23 protein-coding genes are annotated in these 22,381 nt (G+C 50.2%); 14 read left to right on the top strand and 9 right to left on the bottom strand.

Going from position 1 to position 22,381, the window contains the following annotated elements; genetic code table 11:
- Positions 1-229 precede the first annotated feature (229 nt).
- Entirely contained in the window at positions 230-868 is a 639-nt protein-coding gene (locus HOK28_18020; protein ID MBT6435001.1) for a methyltransferase, read from the top strand.
- Position 869: 1 nt separating this feature from the next.
- Here HOK28_18020 and HOK28_18015 read toward each other — a convergent pair whose 3' ends face one another.
- The gene (locus HOK28_18015; GenBank protein ID MBT6435000.1) at positions 870-1,403 is read right to left on the bottom strand and encodes a response regulator; all 534 of its coding nucleotides are present in this window, start codon (positions 1,401-1,403) and stop codon (positions 870-872) included.
- 75 nt (positions 1,404-1,478) lie between these two features.
- Positions 1,479-1,886 carry a hypothetical protein gene (locus tag HOK28_18010; protein ID MBT6434999.1) on the bottom strand — a complete coding sequence of 136 codons (408 nt, stop codon included), beginning with the start codon at positions 1,884-1,886 and terminating at the stop codon, positions 1,479-1,481.
- A gap of 159 nt (positions 1,887-2,045) precedes the next feature.
- Between HOK28_18010 and HOK28_18005 the strand changes: the two genes are divergently transcribed.
- The gene (locus tag HOK28_18005) at positions 2,046-2,543 is read left to right on the top strand and encodes a Cys-tRNA(Pro) deacylase (GenBank protein MBT6434998.1); all 498 of its coding nucleotides are present in this window, start codon (positions 2,046-2,048) and stop codon (positions 2,541-2,543) included.
- Positions 2,544-2,546: 3 nt separating this feature from the next.
- Here the strand turns inward: HOK28_18005 and HOK28_18000 are convergent, their stop codons facing one another.
- A complete protein-coding gene (locus HOK28_18000; GenBank protein MBT6434997.1) occupies positions 2,547-2,798 on the bottom strand; it encodes a hypothetical protein in 252 nt (83 codons plus the stop codon).
- Between the two features lie 132 nt (positions 2,799-2,930).
- Here HOK28_18000 and HOK28_17995 point away from each other — a divergent pair, with 132 nt between their 5' ends.
- The 7 genes from HOK28_17995 (at position 2,931) to HOK28_17965 (ending at position 12,141) form a co-directional block, all read left to right on the top strand.
- On the top strand, positions 2,931-4,325 hold the full coding sequence (locus HOK28_17995) for a zinc dependent phospholipase C family protein (GenBank protein ID MBT6434996.1): 1,395 nt from the start codon (positions 2,931-2,933) through the stop codon (positions 4,323-4,325).
- A gap of 63 nt (positions 4,326-4,388) precedes the next feature.
- Complete coding sequence (locus tag HOK28_17990; GenBank protein MBT6434995.1) at positions 4,389-5,636, top strand: adenylate/guanylate cyclase domain-containing protein; 1,248 nt, start codon at positions 4,389-4,391, stop codon at positions 5,634-5,636.
- A gap of 54 nt (positions 5,637-5,690) precedes the next feature.
- Entirely contained in the window at positions 5,691-6,596 is a 906-nt protein-coding gene (locus HOK28_17985) for a bile acid:sodium symporter family protein (GenBank protein ID MBT6434994.1), read from the top strand.
- A gap of 68 nt (positions 6,597-6,664) precedes the next feature.
- Positions 6,665-8,557, top strand: coding sequence for a hypothetical protein (locus HOK28_17980; GenBank protein MBT6434993.1), 1,893 nt, complete (start codon positions 6,665-6,667; stop codon positions 8,555-8,557).
- A gap of 139 nt (positions 8,558-8,696) precedes the next feature.
- Entirely contained in the window at positions 8,697-9,185 is a 489-nt protein-coding gene (locus tag HOK28_17975) for a hypothetical protein (protein ID MBT6434992.1), read from the top strand.
- A 282-nt stretch (positions 9,186-9,467) separates the two neighbouring features.
- A complete protein-coding gene (locus HOK28_17970) occupies positions 9,468-11,015 on the top strand; it encodes a hypothetical protein (GenBank protein MBT6434991.1) in 1,548 nt (515 codons plus the stop codon).
- A 130-nt stretch (positions 11,016-11,145) separates the two neighbouring features.
- A complete protein-coding gene (locus HOK28_17965; GenBank protein ID MBT6434990.1) occupies positions 11,146-12,141 on the top strand; it encodes a hypothetical protein in 996 nt (331 codons plus the stop codon).
- 111 nt (positions 12,142-12,252) lie between these two features.
- Here the strand turns inward: HOK28_17965 and HOK28_17960 are convergent, their stop codons facing one another.
- Together HOK28_17960 and HOK28_17955 are read right to left on the bottom strand one after the other, a co-directional pair.
- Positions 12,253-12,546, bottom strand: a complete 294-nt coding sequence (locus HOK28_17960) for a hypothetical protein (GenBank protein ID MBT6434989.1) — start codon at positions 12,544-12,546, stop codon at positions 12,253-12,255.
- 11 nt (positions 12,547-12,557) lie between these two features.
- Positions 12,558-13,436, bottom strand: coding sequence for a TIGR02147 family protein (locus HOK28_17955; protein ID MBT6434988.1), 879 nt, complete (start codon positions 13,434-13,436; stop codon positions 12,558-12,560).
- Between the two features lie 315 nt (positions 13,437-13,751).
- On the opposite strand from HOK28_17955, the gene HOK28_17950 reads away from it, so the two are divergent.
- From HOK28_17950 to HOK28_17940, 3 genes are all read left to right on the top strand, one after another.
- The gene (locus HOK28_17950) at positions 13,752-14,321 is read left to right on the top strand and encodes a hypothetical protein (GenBank protein ID MBT6434987.1); all 570 of its coding nucleotides are present in this window, start codon (positions 13,752-13,754) and stop codon (positions 14,319-14,321) included.
- A gap of 26 nt (positions 14,322-14,347) precedes the next feature.
- Positions 14,348-15,136 (top strand): hypothetical protein, encoded by a 789-nt coding sequence (locus HOK28_17945; protein MBT6434986.1) that lies wholly within the window; start codon positions 14,348-14,350, stop codon positions 15,134-15,136.
- A 213-nt stretch (positions 15,137-15,349) separates the two neighbouring features.
- Entirely contained in the window at positions 15,350-16,033 is a 684-nt protein-coding gene (locus HOK28_17940) for a hypothetical protein (protein ID MBT6434985.1), read from the top strand.
- Between the two features lie 6 nt (positions 16,034-16,039).
- On the opposite strand, the gene HOK28_17935 is transcribed toward HOK28_17940, so the two are convergent.
- On the bottom strand, positions 16,040-17,053 hold the full coding sequence (locus HOK28_17935; GenBank protein MBT6434984.1) for an amidohydrolase family protein: 1,014 nt from the start codon (positions 17,051-17,053) through the stop codon (positions 16,040-16,042).
- A gap of 76 nt (positions 17,054-17,129) precedes the next feature.
- Between HOK28_17935 and ylqF the strand changes: the two genes are divergently transcribed.
- Both ylqF and HOK28_17925 read left to right on the top strand, forming a co-directional pair.
- Positions 17,130-18,023, top strand: coding sequence for a ribosome biogenesis GTPase YlqF (gene ylqF / locus HOK28_17930; GenBank protein MBT6434983.1), 894 nt, complete (start codon positions 17,130-17,132; stop codon positions 18,021-18,023).
- 156 nt (positions 18,024-18,179) lie between these two features.
- On the top strand, positions 18,180-18,698 hold the full coding sequence (locus tag HOK28_17925; protein ID MBT6434982.1) for a hypothetical protein: 519 nt from the start codon (positions 18,180-18,182) through the stop codon (positions 18,696-18,698).
- Between the two features lie 64 nt (positions 18,699-18,762).
- Here HOK28_17925 and HOK28_17920 read toward each other — a convergent pair whose 3' ends face one another.
- From HOK28_17920 to HOK28_17910, 3 genes are read right to left on the bottom strand one after another with little or no spacing between them, the layout of a single operon-like run.
- A complete protein-coding gene (locus HOK28_17920) occupies positions 18,763-20,133 on the bottom strand; it encodes a DUF1501 domain-containing protein (protein MBT6434981.1) in 1,371 nt (456 codons plus the stop codon).
- A gap of 13 nt (positions 20,134-20,146) precedes the next feature.
- Entirely contained in the window at positions 20,147-20,773 is a 627-nt protein-coding gene (locus HOK28_17915; protein MBT6434980.1) for a hypothetical protein, read from the bottom strand.
- Complete coding sequence (locus tag HOK28_17910; protein ID MBT6434979.1) at positions 20,770-22,377, bottom strand: DUF1585 domain-containing protein; 1,608 nt, start codon at positions 22,375-22,377, stop codon at positions 20,770-20,772. Before HOK28_17910 ends, HOK28_17915 begins: the two co-directional genes overlap by 4 nt.
- Between the last annotated feature and the right edge of the window lie 4 nt (positions 22,378-22,381).

Raw genomic sequence — 22,381 nt, 5'->3', positions numbered from 1 at the left:
ATCATTGATTTCCCCGCAGGTAAGAGCTTCTCTCGTCGGAAATCTGACGGCGGACGGACTAATCGTTTAGAATGAAATGATTCGTTTTGGGAAGCGGGGACTTAATAGGGAAGTAAATACAAATACGAGAATTTAGCTCAGCTATACAATTGGTGATTTATTGTTTTTCCTACTTGAACTTTCGGGTTGAGCTGATCAATAAGGGCGCTCACATTCAAGGGGGTTTTACGTGCCAAGATTAGTAGACGAAAAGATTGAAGAATACGCGTTGGCTCACTCAACCCCGGAGCATGCTCTCTTTAAAGAGCTTCGCGACGAGACCTACGCGAATATGGAATGCCCTCAGATGATTGCGGGCCACTTGGTGGGCAGCTTTCTACAAATGATGATTCGCAGCAGCGGTGCAAAACGAATCGTCGAAGTAGGTACGTTTACGGGTTACAGCTCCATGAAGATGGCAGAGGTACTCCCTGAAGACGGCGAATTGATTACTCTTGAGTATGACCCAAAGCATGCAGACATGGCGCGCCGGTATTTTCAGCGATGCCCATGGGGTGACAAAATCACTTTAATGCAGGGAACCGCACTTGAGTCATTGCCACAAATTAAAGGCCCTATCGATCTCAGCTTTATTGATGCAGATAAAGTGAACTACATGAGTTACTACAATCACCTTGTAGAAATAACGCGGCCGGGCGGCTTCATCATGCTTGATAACGCGCTCTGGAGTGGGGCGGTTTTAGAGCCCGTTGAAGAGTCTGATCACGCGTTAGCACGTATGAATTCGCTCGTATTCGATGACCCACGCGTTCATAACTTACTCTTACCGGTTCGCGACGGAATCATGATCGCACAAAAGCACGCCTGACTTATTCTTCGTCAGTGGCGGTGAGTGATTTGACCAAACTGACTAAAGCTTGGTGCTGAGACTCGTCTAGGTTCGTCGCATCCTCAAAAAGCTTTCGTAGATGTGTTCGTTGTGTGTCGGTGAGTGAAGCGGTTTGCAATGCCATCTTCATCCGCACATCGCTTAATAAAAAACGGTTAAAGAGTTCGGGGTCGGCCGGCTTAAGTATCCATGTGGGTGTTGGAAAGTCGGGTGATTCATGGTGATGGTCGTCTGAATCCGAGCAACTCATAAAAACAGTGGTCTGATTGAATCTGTCGAGGTCGAAACGTCGGCAGGCGTTAAGCATTTCAAATCCGTCTATTCCAGGCAGGTGAACATCCACGACCGCGTAAAGAATGCCAGGGTGCTTCTTAAAGAGCTCCAGCCCCTCTTCGCCGGTTTTGGCTTCTAAGACCTCTACCAAGATATTACCTTGTTTATCTGTTCCCACTTTGCGAAAAGGTTGGCGGCAAATCTCGGAATCATCAACAACAAGCAGTTTCGGCTTAGGCATAGTTCTCCCCAATCACTGAGGGTCTATTGAATCAGGGTTTGTCTATGGATGGTAGAAATTTCTAAGAACCGATTGTTACCAGCGCTGACCTTTGGACGCGATGGAATTTTTTTCTTGAAGGGCTTGTGGGCCAAGTGTCGAGCGTAGGTGCTCAAGGCATGGGTGCTTGAGTACATCTTGTACAATCTTGAGGGTGTTTGAAAATGGCTCAGCTCCGTTTAGCAGTACTGTAGGGTAATGTTGTCCGTGAAGTGTACCCAGCGGATTTTTGTCGCATTCCCAGCTGTGGCTTGGAAGGAGGCCCTGCTTGCGAACCCATTTTACGATGCCGTGTTCGGATGAATAGAACTCGAGGGAAACAACTTCCTGCCCTTTTTCTAGTTCAATTGTTAAAGCTTCACCAACAAAGTCAGGCCGCCAAGTGTGTTCGTAAATGACACGTTTGCGACCTTTGGGGAGCATGACCTCATCTAAACGTTTCATGCCCTTACTATGACCTTGTCGAGCATAATCTGATGTGATCTCGGTCACAGGCCGACAAAAAAATGTACATTCGCGCTTGCCTTAAATGTTCGATAGTACGAGACAAGTTGAATGATAGCAGCGGTTTATCGACTAAGAATGAACGTTGCTGAGGAGATCATGGGAAAGCAGAAAATGCCAAGCACAGGTGCGTTGCGTATGCTGAAGGCTGCCGGCGTGGATTTTGAAATTCATCGGTATAAATATGAAGCCCGTGGGGGTACTCAGGTGTCGGCCCGAGAGCTGAAGGTAGAGCAACACTCAGTCATCAAAACCTTGGTCATGGAAGACCATCTCGCCAATCCAATGATTGTCTTAATGCATGGGGACAAGGAAGTGTCGACCCGTGCGTTGGCGCGCCATCTCGGGGTAAAAAATGTAAATGCCTCAAAGCCGGAGACAGCTCAAAAGCACAGTGGCTATCTCGTTGGCGGAACGTCTCCTTTTGGAACTCGAAAGAGGCTGCCCATTTATACGCAAGAGAGTATCTTCGAGCTTGGCTTGATTTACATCAATGGCGGTCAGCGAGGACTCTTGGTTTCCATCGACCCGGCGGTTTTGGAGTCTCTTTTAAAGGTCGAACGCGTCTCGGTGGCGCAAGGAGCAAGCCCTGACTGAAGCTTAAGGCGAACTGGGCTCCATACACTCCACCCGAGCATAAGTGACTCGATTGGCCATGACTTCAAATGACATTGAGCTGGCCTCGCCCCAACCAAGCATGGGTGTACAGCTCTGGGGTAAGTTGAGATGGTTGAGTGTGTAGCGGCTGGGAGCAAGATTTACAAAGACCCCGCCGCCATTGACACCATTGCTGATTGAAAAAGCAAAATCTCGGCTGACGCATAAGAACTCCTTCAAAAACGGGGCTAACATGATCGTGGTGCCAACTATTTTTACAGCACCTGTGAGAGATAGAGAAATGGGGTTCCAAGGATTCGGTTCTTTGTTGCTCTTGGGGCGTTGTTCGATAAGATCTCTAATGTGGGCTAGGTGATAAGGAATTTTATGACAACACTTCGTAGCACTTCGAATCAGCTCTTGATGGCATCGGTATTGTTTATGTCGATAAACTTTAGCGCAACGCGTGCCGAGGCGCATGGGGGACTTGGACATATCCAAGTGACCGCGTGGGCGGCCGAAAACTTACCTGAAGGGGAGCTTCGTACTTTCCTTGCCAATGAGCATGTTTTTAACTCTCTGCTCTTTGGCGCGGCCTACCCCGATATTGGATATTATCCAGGACTCAAATACCCCGAGCTGGCGCGGCAGTTTGCAGAGTATAGCCACTGGCCACCTTTTATCGAATCCTTTGCTCAGTGGGTCCGCGAGAATGATCCGCCGCCTTGGAGAACCCTTGAATCACGTAAGCGCATCGCGTTTTTACTGGGTTGCGCTGCTCACGGATACCAAGATGAGGTCTTTGACTCTCTCTTTTTGGACCAAGTTGGTCATCACGATGGCCAGGGGCAATCCGAGGCAGATCCAGCCTCCGATGGCTTTTTGGTGATGGACCTTTTGCTGGCTACCGTCCCAGATGGAGACATTCCAGTAGATGCGCTCATAAGCCTTTACAATGCTTCGGGTGTGTTTGACGAAGAGATTGTTGAAGACCACCTTCTATCATCTATGAAGACCATGACCGATCTATACATCGATGAAGACGCGGGTCCTCTCTTAGCAACAGTTGCGACCAACGGCCTACTCGATGATCTGATTTGGACACGAGACAACTATATGAATCCGGATATTCCCGGCAGCCTGCATTCAGAAATTTATCCAACCATGTTTTATATGGAGGGCCTCTGGAAGAGGATGCACGGGGATTACTCCGATTCGGATGTCGTGATGTTTTCTTTTCCAGAGTCTTCGAGAAGACTTCGTAGTCATGATGCCAGCGCTCCCGACAGTTGGGTGTCGTATTTGTTTTCAAGTGGCATTGCCCAGGAAGAGTTGACAGCTACATGGAAAGACAGCTCCGGCGATGAAGTCGGGTTTGACCAGCGAAGTCACGCATGGGGCGGCAATTGGACACGTCTCATGCGCCTGAAGCCTACCGAGAATCTTGTACCGGGCGGGTATTATACGAGTACTATCAGCGGGACCGTAAGCGGCGTGGGTGATAAGAGCTGGAGCATCGACCACAACATTGAATTCCAAGTGAACTGTAGAGACGACAACATGGACCTTTGTGGGGATACGCCTGTGCTTGAACCGGCAAAGCTTGACGGTGCGGAGGCTTTCCGCGCTGAATGGGTGGAGTTTGTCGAAGACGCATCTGACTCTGCCGACGATCTTGACGAGACCTCGGGTTGCTCGGCCTCAAATCGGGCCCCTTTGGAACTTCTTTTACTGGTATTCACGGTTTACCTCTTGAGGCGCAAGCAAAGATTACTTGATTAGATTGACCAAGATTTCGTCTTTCCAACCAACTTGCCTATAGTTTAGAAGTAAGGAACTAAGCGAGTGAACTGGTCGAATCGAAAAACAACAGAATTCTCCGAGCAAGTCCGGCAAGCCATCGACCGGCAACGCCAGACGCTCGCTGATACAGTCCTTAAGATACGGGTGATTGGGGCTCTGGTGTGGTTGGGCTTGAGTCTTCTCTTCAGTGCTCTCTCCGAGCTCTCCAGCTATCGCCAACAAATACCTTACCTACTGGTCTACCTTGCGCTCGCAGCAACTGTTTTATTTTGCTACCGAAAATATTCAGGCATCCGAGTTCCGTCGACTCTTTTTCTCGCGGTGGTGGACCTACCTTTTGCACTTTGGATGCAGTACGAACTTGCGATTGAAACCGGTCGGCACGTTCGATCATTTGGCGTGGCCATGGCGCTTATTCTCGTTATTTTACTCATCGCGATATTAACGCTTCGGCGCACGACGATTGCCGCAGTGACCATTGCGGGCATCGGCTCGTTGGTTTACCTCGAAGCTGCTATCGATTTCCCCACCCAATTTATTTTAACAGATGCCTTACTCATCTTTTTTGCTGGCGGCATCGGTATGATGACCGTGGCCTATCAGCACCGTTTGATTCATCGGATTCACTTTGAGGAGGAGGCGCGTTCACGACTTGCGCGCTATTTTTCTCCGGCGGTAGCGGCCCAGATTGCCCAGGAGGGTACTGAAAGTCGGCGGTGTCATATCACTGTTCTTTTCGCGGATATTCGGGGTTTTACCAAGCTGGCTGAGACCATGGATCCTGGTACTTTGGTGACTCACCTCAATGAGTACTTCGAAGCGATGGTCACTATCATTTTCGCCCACGGGGGAACCTTGGATAAATTTATGGGCGATGGAATCCTGGCTTATTTTGGGGGGCATAACGAAGACCAGAACAGCGCCACATCGGCCGTAGCTTGTGCCATGGGCATGTTGAACGAACTTGCAGAACTCAACACACTTAGGAGCAGTCGCGGTGAAGCAGAGTTTTCGGTGGGCATTGGGATTCACAGTGGCCCTGCGGTCCTGGGGGATGTTGGTTCAGCTGAGCGCCGGGATTACACGGTGATCGGTGATACGGTCAATCTGACGGCCCGCATTGAGCAGTTGACGAAGGATCAGAAAACACCGATCTTGGTCTCTGATGAAACGAGGCTTCGTTCTGGTGAAGCTTTTCATTGGCGCTCGGTGGCAAAAGTTCCGATTCGAGGCCGGGAGCAACCCGTGGTGCTTTATTGCCCGCTGGAAGAAGCACCCAGCGAGTCGTAGGCTAGATCCGCCAATAGCGCTTTTCATTGGCCGTACCTTGCGCTAATTGCGGGCATGGCAAGAAACCTCTTTTTACCGACTGCTCTTTTGATGTCGGCGGCTGCATTGGCGGCGCCTTCTCTCTTCATTTGGGCGAAACCATCTATCGTTTGGCTGCTCGGCGTCATCATGTTTGGCATGGGGCTAACCCTTGAGGTGGATGACTTTAAGAAAGTGTGGGAGCACCGGCGGCTGGTACTGGCTGGGCTGACGATGCAGTACACGCTTATGCCTTTGCTTGCGGTCGCCTTGGGAGCGGCGCTTGGTTTACCCGATGAGATGGTTGTGGGGCTGGTGCTAGTGGGGGCTTGTCCGGGCGGGACCGCTTCCAATGTGATTGTCTATTTGGCCGGCGCTAATATCGCTCTTTCTGTTTGCATGACTCTTGCCTCAACCGTTCTTGCGCCGTTTCTCACGCCCTTGTGGGTCGATGCACTCGTTTCCCAAACTGTCGATGTGAATATGTGGGGCATGATGAAATCAGTATTCTGGATTGTCCTCTTCCCCGTTTTTGATGGTATTGTATTACGCCGATTTTTGGTTGGCCGCATCGACTCGGTGCTCCAGGTCTTCCCAGTGATCTCGATGGTTGCGATTAGTTTTGTGATCGGCATTATCGTGGCGCTTAATCAAACGATGCTTCTGACTTTCCCGTGGCTTGTGATGTTGGCGGTTATTCTACACAACCTCTCGGGACTATTTTTGGGCTACACAGCTGCAGGATTTCTTGGCTGCACTGAGCAAGACCGGCGAACCTTGGCCATCGAAGTGGGCATGCAAAATTCTGGCCTTGGGGTCTCTTTGGCGACCTCCTTTTTCAGCGCTGCCACCGCTTTACCTGGGGCAATTTTTAGCCTCTGGCACAATCTTTCCGGTATTGCCCTTGCGGGTTACTGGAGAGGGCGTGGCAAAGAGGGCTGAGAATCAGTTAATAGGTCAATAGATTCTTGTTCTCTTGGGATCGACTCGAAAAATCAATAAGCTCAAGTGTGAACCCAAGACAGACAGTTTGTGAACCCAGGAGTACCAATCTCTATCTGCAGCTTTTAGTTGTCGTATGGGCAGCTTGTGCTTTGCCCGGGCAGGTTTTCGCCCAAGCTCTGGTTATAGATGGTTCAACGGAGCAGCAAACGCTCTTGGGGCATCTCTACACGCTCGAGGACGAAGAAGGTCTCTTCACTCTTTCAGATGTCCAGTCACCCGTGCGTTCAGGGCTTTGGAAGATCGCTGACAAAGAGGTTCCCCAATTTGGGCTCAGTGAGTCAGCATACTGGCTACGTTTTGACTTTCGCGTAAGGACACCCTTGGCCAAGACATGGGTCTTGGAGTTGGGGCACCCTTATTTAGACCAAATTGATTTTTACCAAGTCGATGCGGATGGCGGGGTGCTGCACTTAGGCGGCGGCGATATACTGCCGTTTAACAACCGAGCAATTCTACATCACAATTTTGTTTTCCCACTCGAGACCTCCTACGGAAAGACCTCCACTGTTCTTTTAAGGGTTGAATCCTCAAGCTCCATTCAGCTCCCATTAGCGGTTCTTACCTTGGACGCCTTGCGCAAGTCTGAGCGGGACTTTCGGCTGGTCATCGGCATGTTTTATGGGATTGTCTTACTCACTTTTTTTTACAATCTCTTTATTTATCTTCTTAATCGAGAGCGAAGCCATCTCTACTATTTGTTCTACGTACTCTCGCTTGGATGGGCGGCGGTCTGTGGCAATGGTATCTGGAGTGAGTTCTTCGTGCCGGACTCTCCTTACTGGGTTAACCAAGGCCTCTCTCTAGCTCTCATTACGCTTTCACTATTCGGAAACTTATTTACCTATTCTTTCTTGCAAATGCGTGAGCGCCTGCCTCGCTTGGCTCTAATAGCACGTGGCCTTACCTATTTGTCTTTGAGCCTTTTGGTCGGGGCCTTCGTTTTATCAAACCGCGTGGTTCTCATAAGCACCGTTGTGTTGGCTGTTTGTATGATTGTTGTTTGGATAACAGCGGCGCTCTGTGTGGTCCGGCAAGGGTATCACCCTGCACGTTATTACTTAGCATCGTGGGGCATGTTATTGATTGGAGAAGCTGTCCTCGTTTTAAAGACCGTAGGTTTGGTAGAGGCTAATGTTCTCACAAATTATGCATTTCAATTGGGAGCTGCAGCGGAAATTGTTCTGCTTTCCTTTGCCTTGGCAGACAAACTGCAGGTTCTCGAAAAAGAGAAAGACCATGCCGAAGCTGAGCAGCTCTTATCTGCCCATATTATGAATCGCTACCTCCCGCCTCAACTCGTAGATGAACTCTTGGCTAAAGAGATTACAATGGATGAAGCACCCCATAGCCGTAACATTACCATCCTATTTTCGGACTTGGCAGGATTTACGTCCACCTGTGAGCAGTATGGTGCAGAGGTCATCACGGAACTCTTGAATGATTACTTAAGTGTGATGAGTGATGTGATTTTTGAGCATGGCGGAACCATCGATAAATTTATTGGCGACGCGGTGATGGTCATCTTTGGGGCGCCTAAATCGATGAGTACTCAGGAGCAACGTGAGCGCTCGGTAAGCTGCGGTTTAGCGATGCAAGAGAAGATGCAGGTCTTTACAAAACGGTGTGCAGAGAAGGGTTATCCCGAGCTTTCGATGAGAATTGGGATTCATCAAGGCCCGGCGGTTGTCGGTAATTTCGGCTCAGACAAACGCGCCGACTATACGGCCATTGGTCACACTGTGAACATTGCGGCTCGGATAGAATCAGCGTGTGAGCCCGGTTCGGTTTATGTCTCTGGAGCCGTGGCTGAGGGTTTACTTCAAGAGACGGAATACGCCGGTGATTTTGAGCTTAAAGGGGTTAAGTCTCAAAAGCCGCTTTTTAAAGTTTTAGCCTAAGGGTTTGACGAGTGCGCAGGCGTGCGTAACTTTGAAATTGTTGCAGACAAGGCATCGCTTCTTGAATGCCTCCCATTGAAGCCTCAACACACTTCCTCTATAAGCCGCGACCCTTTCATAGAATATAAATGGAACCTGAATGACCTCTCTAAGCCCAGAAAATAAAATACACCTCAAAACACCGAGCGCCGAAGTGGTGTCGTCCTACCAAGTTCGCGTTCAAATTCCGCCTGAAAATGTTGATGAAGTTCTCCAAGCTGTTTTGCAAGTAGACTCGCTTCAGTACGGGGACTATCAAAAAGTTGCCTTTCGCCATCGTTCAGGAACGCAGCAGTTTGAGCCCATGGTCAATGCATGTTCGGGAAAGCTCGGATTGATTGAAGTTCCGTGTGATGAGGTCTCCTTTGTGGTGCCTCAAAATGACTCGGTCCTCTCTACCGTCGTAGAAGCTCTATTTTGCGCCCATCCTTATGAGGAGCCGGTGATTCAGATTCAACCTATTTTAAGTACTCGCTTGCGGGCAGGCGCCCAAAAAGACAATCCTCAAAAATGGTGGAATCGTTCGGCTTTACAGTGGGTTTCTCCAACTCAGCGGGCTGCTATGGAATCGCTGGAAGAGTGCCCATAACGCTCCTTAGAGGGCGACCCCTGTCGATTTGTTCATAAAGATCAGAGAACGTATCGGTAAAAACACAGTCCATGACGGCTAAACCATTGATTTGAAATAACTAATCAGTTGGTCTTAATTTGTTCAGTTAAATTGAACAGTGGGTTCGATTTATTCCGCTATTTTTTTAGAACGTCTCGTGGTGTTGTGCCCCCACATCGACCGGGTGGGGCGGTTTCGAAGCTTCCATTTTCTCGATGCAAAATGATTGAACCCGTTCTTGGTTAAAAGATGGAGACAGCTATGCCCTCTCGTTGTACCGTTATATTTTTCTCGTGTTGTTTGGCGATTGCTTTGATGGGCTGCGGCTCTCCCGCAGGAACTTATGGTTATTCGGGCCCAGAAGGATCTGAGTTACCCACCGGGGACACTGCTCCCAGTGGCGAGGCCGGCTCAAGTGACACCGCCGCCGGTGCCAGCTGTTTGGAAATCTACAATGCCGTGTCGGTCTGTTATTCTTCTTACTACGAGTGTGCAGGAGCGTGTGAGGATCAGACATGCGCTGACGCTTGCCAGGCGACCTATACCAGTTGTTACGACGCAGAGCTTGCGCAGGGTAGCGGCGCAGGCCAGTCAGAGTTTGAAGCTCTGCGCGCTTGCGAAGAAGAAGTTTACCAGGGCTGCTACGATCAAGGCCTGGAACTCTATAACCCATGTGCTGAGGCCTGCTCAGATGATGCGTGCTTGCAGCAGTGCGGCGCTCAGGCAAACGATGCGCTTCAAGGATGTATGGTTGAGTCCTGCTATGGGGAGTACTCAACATGCGGGGTTGCGACCGAGCCAGAAGAGGCGGGGAATGGCTCTTCGGGCAATACGGGCTCAGGGTCTGATACCGGTGGCTCAAACTCAGAAAGTGCTCCATCCAATCTTTCGTGCTCACAGCTCTACGAATGCGAAGACGCATGCAATGGCAACCAAAGTTGTGGCCAAGATTGTTACGACCGAGCAACGGGCCAGGCCCGAGGTGAATGGACTTCCCTCATTCAGTGCGGTCAGCAAATGTGCGATGGACAGGTGGTTGATGCAGCGGAGTACCGCGATTGCCTCGCTCGTTCTTGCGCGGCTGAGTACAATGTATGCTTCGGCGGCGGTTCAACATCTGGCGGCGGCACGAACCCCGGCGGTTCTACCGGTGGTACGACCTGCGGCGAAGGCTACTCGTGTGTGCAGGGTTGTTACGCAAACTCAACGGATGAAACATCCTTCTACAGCTGTGTTGATGGTTGTTACAACGTGATGAGTTCGCAGGGCACTGCTTTGATGAACAGCCTTGTAGCGTGTAGCAATGTTCAATGTGTAGACGTGCCGGGCTCTCTTGAAAACTATTACCGTTGCCAGCAAGATTTTTGCCCCGAAGAATACGCCGCATGTATTGAGGATACGGCTACGGCAACCGCGGGTACCAATACAGCGCAAGCTCATGCAACCTGTGTGGAAATACACGAGGGCATCCTAGCGGTTTGCGTCCCTGTTCACAGTGAGTGTGTTGCCGCTTGCACCACTGATGATTGCGCTCAGGCATGTGCTCAAACCATGGAAGGTTGTATTGATACTCAGCAGGTAGGTGCACCAGGTACGGCCGTAGCTTCATTTCAGGCGATGTATGGATGCCGAGTGGACAATTACCAATCCTGTTATGATGAGGCGAATGCCTTTTTCACGGAGTGCACCGGTAGCTGCGGCTCAGGAGACACTGCCTGCCAGAATGCTTGTAATACCGGCGCAGGCACCACGTATGAGCAGTGCTTTGAAACATCCTGTGCCACTGAATATGCGGCCTGTGGAATGTAGTGTCTTCATTTGAGACTCTCCGTCATCCAAACGTCTATCTTTACTGCGGCCGATAATGGGAGAATAATATTTGCCCAACACCCGCGCCGGCGGGTCGTAGGGTACGAATCCATGATGACGAGGTTGGACAATGAAGCAGGCTTTACGAAAATACATATGGCTAAGCGCAGTGGTGCTCGGCGCGGCCGTGCCGAGCGGCTGCGGGACGGCGAACCAAGAATCGCCTGAACCCATTACAGGGGGCGACAACGCGGACACAGGTACCACGAATACCTCCAGCGACGAGATAGGCGAGAGGGCTGAGGAAGCTCCAGATACCGCCGCGATACCAGCCCCTATTGGCGGCTGCGTGATCTCGAGTCCCTCGGGAGAGGTACCCGAGAATCTTTATGAAAATAGTGGCTTGGTTCAAACCGATGCCTATCTTCCGTTTACCAAAATCATTCGCGTTCGAGGCATCACGCTTATGGGCCAGGATGATAATACCGATGCGTTCATGCTCAAGGTGGCGCAGGCGGTGGAAGAGATGTTTCCCGAAAACGATTCCAGTTTGGATGCTGAACTGCAGCGCAAAGTGATTCGTTCGATGTATGAACGCAAAACTGTGATTCCATTTTTTAAAGGTGACGTTGGGGTAGAGTTTAGCGGCGAAGCGGAAACTCAGTTTGACCGGGTACACGACAACAACAGCTTGTGCGATGCTATTTTTGAAATAGGCGGAGAAGGCCAGACCATGGAAGTGGTAGAGCATATCCTCCACCATGTCACTATGGTGGGCTTGCACTATACATTTTACGACGATTGGGGTGTTAACCGAGAGTCCACCCACCACACCCATATGCTGGATGCTCTTAGTAGCGGTTATTACAATGCCGATTACGGTCCGCAAAGCAGCGACGAAAGAATGCGTATTTACCTTCAGGAATATGCTTATTGGGTGATCAGCAGTGCGTGGGATATCCAGGAATCTTACGGCGGCGACCAAGGCGGCGGTGAATGGACGTTGCCTTCGAGCCAAGCACTTAGTAGCGGCTCACTTGAGATGTATTCGATTTATTTAGCAACGGCCGCCAAGGTGATGAAAGCCCCGAGTTTAGAAACTCTGTCTTGGTTTCGAGATCTCTAGGGCCAACGCATGTGGATTTTGGATGTCGAAAGAGTCTGAGCGCCGCCCCAAATTCAGCGCCCAGACTCTGATGTTCCCCCCAGATGATCTAGCGATAAAACCGAGCTTTACTTAGCGCACAAGATAAACGAGTGCGGTCGCCACTGCGGTTAAGAGCCCCACCAAAGCGATATTAAGTGCATAGGGCGCGTTGAGCCAGGCATTGATACCGGCCTGTCGGTATAGGATTTGTGTGTTTTCTCGATTGCTCTCTCGCAGGGCGTTGGTTGCGGTAGTGGGACCTTGTTTACCGTGAGCCATATCTTGTTCAACGACATCGCGCCGACACATCGTGCTGCCGGTGGGCTGTCCAAGTAGACTGGCGAAGATGGGCATAGAGATATTAGTTGGGGAGGGCTTTCTCATTTTGTTTCCTTTTAGGTTTTAGGGTTCGTATTTTTATTCGATTCACTATTGCGAAGCGTTGGTTGCGTTAATGGGATGACTTCAAAACCCACAAAATACACTTGTGCGTCCTCGTTCTGGGCGGGTACGTCTTCCATGATTTGCAGTAGGTCTTCACGAAACGTGTCGATTCTTTCACAAATGTCTTCGTACTGAGCGCGTGTTAAGGCCTGGGTGAGCGATGAGACATGCCGTTCGCGGGTACTGAGCCCATCGAGTGATTTCTGAGTATGTTCTAACATCGACCTATGAAAGTTACGCACGGCCAGCGGTACCTCGGCGCCCGTTTTTAAGCGTGCAGCAGCAGCTCGCAGATGCCCGGCTGCATTTCTGATCAAGAGCCCAACCTTTTGTAAGAGGTCTAATGCGTGGCTCGCTTCATGAGCGGTAACGTTTTCCCGGAATTGTGATGCTATCCATTCAGGGTCTTCTTTAAACCCGGGTATCGTCGACAGTTCACGAATTGGCAGGGCATACCATTTTGAGTAAATATCGTATTGGGCAGAATGAAGTTCTGCAGTTGGGCCAGGGCGGTTGCGTTTCAAGAGTTGGTAATTTTTGTTGCGTTCGACATCGGTCTTCGATTGGTTAAATCGAACGAGGTGCCCAAAATCTTTTTCTTCACCGGCACTAAGTTCAAAAGCTTTTGCAAACCGTCCGATGGACTCTTCGGAGATATTACGTTGGCCTTCGATGACCAGCTTCAAAAAGTTTGGAGATTGATACCCTGCTTTACGCGAAAACTTTCGAAATGAGAAACTTCGCGAAGATTCCCGTAAATGAGTGACGAGCTCCGTCAGGAATATTCGGTAGTCGTCATAGTCTGTTGTTTGAGGGCGTATTGTTTTCATGAGATGTCCGTGGATGAGAGAATGGCAGAAGTTTTCTCTGCTTAAAACATTAAAAAGTGCTCCATTTGCCATTTTTAGAATACACCTGATGCTTAATTGACTCACGGCCTAAGTTTCCTGACCACTTACTGCGCTGATATTGCTGGCCTATTTAACCTCTGGGTTCATTGGAAGGAGTTGGTGTTGAGGTGCATTCTCTCAGAATACACTAATTTAGAATACACCTTGATGAATCAATACCACTATGGTTTGTAAATGATAAGCCACTCTTCAGTCTCGTTGAACCTATTAGGCTTGGTTACGGAATACGGAAATATGCGGACATTAATGCGCTCCAGAATCATTCTTAACCCTGGCCTTGCTGGGTTGATACTCGCTTTCTTGGCTTCAGGCTGCGGCAGTCCTGTGGCGGTTAGTGATTATATCTCCCTCAAGCTGAGCGGCATTAAAGAAGGTGATGTGCGCAACGGGTATGTCTCAGAATCAAAGAATGTAAATACAGAAGAGGGTAACCCTTATGCCGACTTTCTCCGGGTTGTTGATGAGCACCTCGAAGGAGAGTCCCCCTCGTTGATTGAAATAGACAGCGTGGCTTTACAAGTTCACAGCGAGAGTAAGGGCATTGTCGATTTTATTACCGTGTTTGAAACTTTGGAAATATTTATATCGACAAGTGATACAACCGCGAGTTTGGGAAATGTCGAGTTAACATCAGAGAGCACGTTAACCTTGGAAGATGTCACCAATGAAAACTTAGTGACGGTTCAAGAAGCTCTAAGAGAAGGCTCGTTTAAGCTGGGGGTTCGCGGTGGCGCACAGGAGAATCTACCCGATGATTTCGAATTGCGGATCAGTCTGGATGTTCAGTTCAGCGCGTACCCTTAAAGCAAACGTTTAAAGAGAGTCTAACGATGCATTTTACCCGGCTTCCTATATTTTTAGTTTGTATCACCGCTGGATGCAGCGGGACCAGTACGGGCAATGGCCTTGGTACCAGTACCGGTAATGGCCTGACGTCCGTATCGATGACGATGCAGAACTCACAGTCTCTTACGGAGACAGAGTCGATAACGGTTCTCGATGAAGCCGACGCAGCTTTTACGTTCACCGCGGCTAAGGTTGGCGTTAGAGACATAGACTTCCATCTTCAAGAGGGTCTTAGCTGTGCAGACGTTGCTTTAGAACTCGAAGAACCTGTCGTGTGCGATGAAGATAAAATTCGTATTGAGGGGCCCTTTGTTGTGGACCTTTTCAGTGGAGAGGCTACACCGAGCCTAGCAGGTTTAACCATTCCCACGGGCGCCTATCGCCGCGTTGATGTTCGGTTTGACGATGCTCGCAGTGACTGGGGGTTATTAGAAAGTGACGACCCACTTTTGAATAATTCGTTTCTATTGGAAGGACAAATAGAGAGCACTGGGGACTCTTTTAGAATAACCATCGACGTAAACGTTGAAGCTCGTTACCTTAACGAACAAGCGCAGCTCTTATCGCAAGAAGCTGCCGAATCAGTCTTTTTGAATCTCGACCCATCCAGCTGGTTCAGCGCGTTACCGATTTCTCAATGCATCCTCGATGGCGAATTTGATCAATTAGACGACCTGATTTTGATCCAAGACTCGGGAAGTAACTGTCAGGAAATAGAGAATGCGCTCAAGCAGGCCATCCGCGATTCAGGTAGTCTAAATATTTCACCATAGTCTTGGTGCCCGAAACCACGAAGCACTTCGACTTATTTAGATGAGTGAACCCTCCCCTAAGAGACCAAACTAGATTGTAACGATTAGATATTTTGAGATTGGCAGGAAGATATTCAAGCCTCTCCCAGATTCTCGCAACAATTCACGCGTTTCCCCGATAATAGGCAGTGGCGGATTGTCCCGCTGAATAAAGTTCTCAGCAAGGAGAAAAATATGCCTATCGTCTCATCCAGTTCTACGGCCCACGCCGCCTCTTTTATACCAAGCGCAGCAGCGGCCGAACCTTCAGTCAGCTCGGCATCGCCGGCATCCACCCCGTTCGACACCTACGAAGGCCCACGCCCATCCCCGGGTAAGCATCAAACGACGGCGTTGGCTAAACACGTTGGATTTTTTGATGCCAATGGCAACGGAAAAATCACCGTAGGGGAATCTCGCGAGCGTCTCGCAGAGCTCGGAGTGGATGGCCTCAAGGGTTATGCCGGAGCCGCTGCGGTTAATTTTGTGATTGCGTCGATGGTTGCTGGTTATCCTGCGCTCACCATCGATTTAAGCCGAATTCAAAAATCGAAGCACGATTCAGACTCAGACGTTTTCGATGCCAATGGCGAGTTTGATCCCAAGAAGTTTGAAGAGCTGTTTACTCGTTTTGATAAAAACAACGATGGTGCGCTCGACGGCGATGAAATCTCCGACTTTCTGACTCGTAATCGAGAAAGCTTCTTCGGCAGCGCGCTGGCGCAGCTCGAACTACCTATTTTGTTGAAGATTGCTGGCGAGCCGATGGAAGTAAATGGAACAGAGACCCAAGTACTCACCCGGGAACGGCTTGCTAAGTTTTATGACGGGTCGCTTTTTTATGAGCTGGCGGGAAGACCGGTTCCTAATTGGGATTGAGCCCGTTTAGGCTTCGCCCAGAAAAAATTTGGCGTTGTGCTCAGTGAGCTTTTCAAACACGTGGTCACTGGTAGCGCTTCGCATTTCGCGAATAGCATTGGTTTGAAGGTCATCGTTTAAAAGCGGCCAGTCCGACCCCAGAAGAATTCGGTCGCTGCCTATTTCGTGGAGCGCGCGGGTGATGTTGGCAGAAGGCTGCCAGCTGGTATCGGTGTAGAGTTGTTCGTGGCGTTTCATCATGTCCCAGGCCCGTTCAGGATGGTCGCGGTTCATATGAGCCAAACAGATTTTCACATCAGGGTAAGCCGTAAAGAGATGAGAAAAATCCTCGGGTTCACTTGGTTTCATCGACTTGTAGCCCGGTACCGTAAAGCACCCAGTGTGAAGAATGATGAATAGGCCGCGCTCTTGAGCCACTTCAAACATGGCCTGATAGGCTAAATGGTGATGATGATAAGGATCCATATTGGGGTGAATCTTAAAACCTCTTGCCCCAAGGTCGGCCAATTCTTCGTAGGCAGCACGCCAGGCCTTTTCTCCTGACTCTGCCGCAATCGGTGGAACGTTTAGAACCGGGATAAAGCGTCCGGGATGCTCAAGCGATGTTTTTAAGATCCAGGGCGCATCGGCTAGAGGCGGCGCGCCGATGAGTACGGTCTTTTTAATGCCGTTGCGGTCCATAGAGGCGATAAGCTTCGAGACAGTCCCGTCGAGAAGAAGCTTGGGGCCCGTACCGGCGCTTAGGAAAAACTCGAGACTTTTATGTACATTCCCGGGAAGTTTGTCGCGCAGCTGAGCCAGCTGGGACGAGTCTTTGGGCAGGGAGGCCGGGATAACGGAAGAGATCCCTCGAGCAATTTTTCCAAACCGCGAGCTTTTCGGTAGCTGCGAGAGCACATTTTTACCAACGTCTTTAAGTGTTTGGCCGGTGCTGCTGGTCAAAAAGGCCTGAGCTGTGGCGGGCAAATGGGAACTAAGTTCCGCAACGGTTGGAAATGCGTGAGCGTGACAATCGATCATAGAACACAGCATGCCTGAGCTAGGCCAAGGATTCCAGTGCTTGCGTTTTTGGGGTGGGATCCCATAAGAGCAGCTCATGACGATTCAGTGGTTTCCCGGACATATGACAAAAGCCAAGCGCATGGTCGAAGAAAACCTGCGCCGCGTGGATATTATACTCGAACTCTTAGATGCCCGGGTGCCGGCGGCGAGCCGTAATCCGCTTATAAGTGAGCTGACTTTAGGCAAGCCGAGGCTCATTTTACTCAATAAAAGCGATTTGGCCGACGTTAAAGAAACCGACCGCTGGGTGAACCATTTTAAAGCGACCCAAGACATTCAAGCGATGCCCATCGAAGCCATGCGCGAACACGGTGTGAAGAAGATTGAGGGTGCGGTTCGAAAAGTGGTGGATGCTCATCGCAAAGAAAACGGTCAGCGTCCGCTTGATAGACGCTACCGGGCGATGGCGGTGGGGATTCCAAACGTGGGTAAATCTTCACTGATCAACCGGTTGGCGATGCGAAAAATTGCCCGGACAGGTGATGAGCCGGCGGTCACCCGAAAAGCCCAATGGGTGCGCATGAGTAAAGAGATGGAACTACTCGATATGCCCGGAATTCTCTGGCACAAGTTTGAGGACCAGCGTGTTGGGGCCTATTTGGCAGCCACGGGCGCCATCAAAGATGCCGTGATTGATATCCACGACATTGCTTGCTTTGCGATTCAGACCTTGGGGCGCATTGATCCTGAACACATTAAAGGCCGCTACAAACTCAAAGAACTCAACGAAGACCCACGGATTACACTTGAAGACATCGGCCGTAAGCGGGGCTGCCTGCGACCTGGCGGGGTGGTGGATGTTGAGAAGGCCGGTCAGCTCGTCATCAGGGAGCTGCGTGGTGGAAAACTGGGGCGCATCACCTTGCAAACCGTCGCGGCATTTGAAGACGAACTTCGCTTTGCCCGTGATGAATATCACAACAATTGAGCCTCATTCAGGCTCGCCCGAGATCTGAGGGCTAAAAAAAGAGTATAATCACTGTTTTCATTGGATTTTTTTTCTAACCGAAGAGAGCCCTCTCGGTTTAGAATGAATCAGAGGTTGGAGATACCAACCCAGCTGGAAATATGAGGAGACGAGAATATGAGTCAGCAACCCATCGATGGCATTGGCGGCGTTAAAAAAGCAGGCCCTGGCGGAGACCAAGCCGCAACATTAAAGCCTGGTGAATTTGTGGTCGAGCAATTGGCCGATGGTGATATCGAAGGCCGAGCCATGGGCGACGGTATCCTCACGCCTCAGCAAGTTGTAGCGCGTTTTATGTCATTAAATGCTGGTAAGGATGCTGAGATTGCTCAGTTTGCGGGCAGCGATAATGCGGCGATGTTTGGCGCAGAGATGGCTCTTCGAGGCAACGCGAATAACCGTCACTTGCTTGCAAAGCGGCAGTCGGCCGAGAGCTTGATTCCACAAGGCGAAGAATTCTCAGTACGACAAAATGACCTCAAAAAAGCGCTCGCGCCTTTTAAAGGGAAGCTCGATGAACTACGGCAAGTGGTCGCCAGCTTACAACCCGGAGGCGATAACCCAACCGCTCAACGCAAAACATTAGGCCGAGTGCCTACCCCTGGATTGGGGTTACCGACCGATCCAAACGTATAAAGCCGATTGGTGCTTTTTGCAGAATAGAATTAAGAAAAGGGCCTGGAGGGGCCCCTTTTTTTGCCTAGTTCTCGCTCGTATCCATCAAGCAAGGCAGGCCTTCGGTCCGAAGATAGTCCGTATCAAAGCCAGCTGCTTGCATAATCGAAGCATGAATATCGGTTGGGGTCAGAACGTGACCACCGTCCACAACAGCTCCGGTCTCGGGATTGATACCGTAACTGCCTAAGCCATTGTCTGAAGTGCCTCCAATAACAACGCCTTTTGGAACGCCAGCTCCGAGCATCAATGCGGCGGAGTTCAAGTTGTGATCTCTGCCTCCCCGAGCATTGATATTTGCCGTTCGACCAAATTCGCTGAAGCAAAGAATGGTGGTGTTATCCAGCAGAGTTCCGCCCTCTTGATTGGGCGTATTTTCTAAATCAGTAACCAGTTGGCTTAGGGCATTGAAACCTTCTTGAAGATTGGCCGGGTGGTCTGTTGCCCAATCTTCGTCGTGGGTGTCTAAACCACTGGCAAGCTGAATGGTCACCGATTGAGCGATATCGTATTTGATAGCTTGATAGGCCAAGGCTGCCTGGGCTCCAGACCCGCTCATATTCCCGGGGATACCGTAGCGGGCCCGAATGCCTACCATTTCAGGGTCGCTGCCGTTGGTGAATTTAAAGCGGCCGCTCAGCTCTTGGGCCACCAGTTCTCGCGCTTTGGTTTGTGTATCACGGATAAAGCCGAGAAAGCCTTTACGGTCATAAAGCGCCGGGTCACAGTCCACCGCAGTGCTGCGGTATCTGTCTAGAGCTGCACGAATATCCCCAGCCGGTGCATCGGGTCCATCGTCCAGCACCGCAATGAGGTCGGATACATTGTTGACGCTTAAAGGGCTTGCCCATTTGGGTTCGGCTTCATTGTACGCAGATACATTGGCTGCAAGGTTTGGAATAGGCAGCAGTTCGCCTTGAGCGCTTGCGGTATGCGTTCCCAGGCTTGAACCATTGGCGGCTAACCCTCGAGGTTCTTTTCCGGTTAAAAAGAAATTTCTACCGACCCCGTGGGTAAGCGTGTTCATACTGACACCACGTACAATACAGCTTTTTTGATAATGCGCGGCAGCAAAGTTGCCAATGGCGGGACCAAAAGTCATATGTGGGTAGCTTGCGGCATCTGGCATGACAACATCGCTGGGATAACTCCCATCGAGCATTTCATAACCGGGGTAGACGGTCTGGCTTCCTGGATTAAAGGTTGGAAAATCAGCAGGGCTACGAGGATCTAGGCAAAGTAAAGTGTCCCACCCGCCGCTGAAGTAGCAAACAATAAACCGTCTTGAGCTTGCGGTTTCTGCCCATGCTTGAGGCATCCACTGCGCGTTGAGTGAAAACGCTGCGGTGCCCAGGCCCAATGTTTTGAGGAATCTTCTTCGTGTCCAATGCATCATCATGATTCCTTTCTTAGTACGCCATAAGTTCTGGAGCAGTTAGAATAGCGATACATACGCCATACCAGGCCTGCTTGGGTTCATCGGTGAGGGAGAGAATGTCTTCATAAAGCGCCCGCAAATCTGTGAGGCTATCGTTCGAGCCTTCTGGTACATAGATGCCATGGAATTTGAGTCTTAAAAATCTCAAATTGGCATTAACGTCATCTGGGTACATCACAATGTGTTGACTTGTTCCCTGGGCGTCACCGTCGAGAGCTTTTTCACATACATGACCAGCCATGTCGTCCATAAATTTGGCAAAGAGCGGACTGGGCTCAGTGTTTTCTTGGGTTACATTCAGGTAATCGGCTTCACCGAGTGTTCCGGAGAGCTGGTCGAATTGATTCCGGCTTCCGTTTCCATTGGTCCAGCTGATTCCATCAAATAGCTGGGGAATGGACTGCCTTAGATTGTCCACTGAGATGCGTCTGGCGCGCTTACCGAATATTTCTTCCTGAGGATAAACATCGACCGCTCCGTGGTCTGTGGGCAAGAGGTCATTCCATTGGTTCGGATGCTCGGTGAGGCTGTCGTCTGAACATCCGCTCTGAGAAAATCCGAATAAGAGAATTGCGTATAAGATACAGAGGTTTTTCATGATGGGTCCTCCATGCCGAATCGCTCGGATTGAATGTATTCGTCTCGGGTGATGATTCGCTTAACAAGGTTGCGAAAATTGTAGTTGTCACCGGCAAAGTCATTGGCCAATGCGCTCATAAGATCTGCTTCAGAGTCTAAGGGCGGCCTTTTCATGAAATAGTTCCAAAGTTTCTTCACCGTGCATTCGGCGAAGTCTCCTCGGTCGATGGCTTTCTGGGCAAGTTTGCGTGGCCCTTGAGTGATGTTGTCTTGGCTTTCGGTGTCAGTGAAAACATAAGGGTAGAGAGTGCCAATGTAATCTTGGAGTTTGCTATCCACATCACCGGCTTCATTGGGCTGCAGGTAAAAGAGGCGGCAAATGGCATTGTTACGACCCTCGGCGCAATTTTGGTCGAAAACGGGAAACTTATCTTCGTTCATGGCCATCATGCCGGCTTCCGCCCAGCGGCCCCAGTGAGCAGCATCAGGCTCAAGCATGGCGTGGCAGTATTTACATCCGCACCGCTCCTGAAGGTCGGGTTCATCGTTACAGCTATCCTCGGCGGTTGGGATGCCACCTTCCGGTGCTTGGAAGCTTTGGCACAAAAACGCGTTATGAAACCGGTTGGCCCGGCTGCGGTCCGTTTGGTACTTGAGCAAGAAGCCGGGCATGGTGAGCACGCCGGCATGTCGCTCGTAGCGGTTGATGGTTTGCCAATTATAAATTTCGTTCGCAGGTATGGTTAAAACGTCGTGGTTTTGCTCACTGCTGGTAATAAAAATATTGCCACCGTTTTGCGTCTGGTGTTGCAACCAGTGGGAAATGGGACCGTTGATTTCAGCATCCGTTCCCAAAAGGATATCGGTGTAAGGACGGTCGTTTCGAATGATGTTGTCGATGTAACGCAGCATTTGTTCTGCCATAGAGATGGCAAGGATTTTATCGGTGGCTGGGTTATTTGCGTGGCACCACTGAAGATTCTCGCCGCAACCACAGGTTTCTACAACCTGGCTTGAGCAATTGGCCACACGGTCGGGGTTGTTGTTGCTTGGGTTTGCACCTTCCAGGTTGGTTTGAGCATCAAAGGCACATACTTTGACGGTGGTTCCCGGAGCCCACCAGGGTTCCACTTCGACATAGCCTTCTTGCTGCATGGTGGGGTCACCTGGGTAGGGGGTTGTTAGAATATTTCCCTCGGTATCAAATTCAGCAGGCTCATCTTTGCAGGGAATTTGACCACCCCGATAACGCGATGAACGGCCATTGGCTCTGAGCCAATAGGCGTCGGTTCCATCTGCGGCGTTTCCTTTGCGTAAAATCCAGACACCGGGCGTAAATCTCTGGGACAATATATTCGTCCAAAGCAGTTGGAGGTGGTAGTTACGCATCTCTTGGATAAAGGCGTCGGAATTGAGTAAGTCGTCGACCAAGGAATCTGGTACCATCGTGGCATTGATGACTTCTTCCAATTGATTCAGGTTCGGAAGGGTCCCCTTTAAGTCGATACTTAGACGCCGCAGGTGTTGCAGGGAAGATTGCAGTGCATCTTCTTCGCACACTTGAGCCAGGCATGGACTGCTAAGGGCTGTGCTCAATATCAAAATGAATAATGTGAGCCGCATATTA

Source organism: Deltaproteobacteria bacterium (assembly GCA_018668695.1).
Lineage (GTDB): Bacteria > Myxococcota > XYA12-FULL-58-9 > XYA12-FULL-58-9 > JABJBS01 > JABJBS01.
Note: the sequence above shows the minus strand (reverse complement) of the source record. Positions and strands in the feature narration are given on the sequence as shown.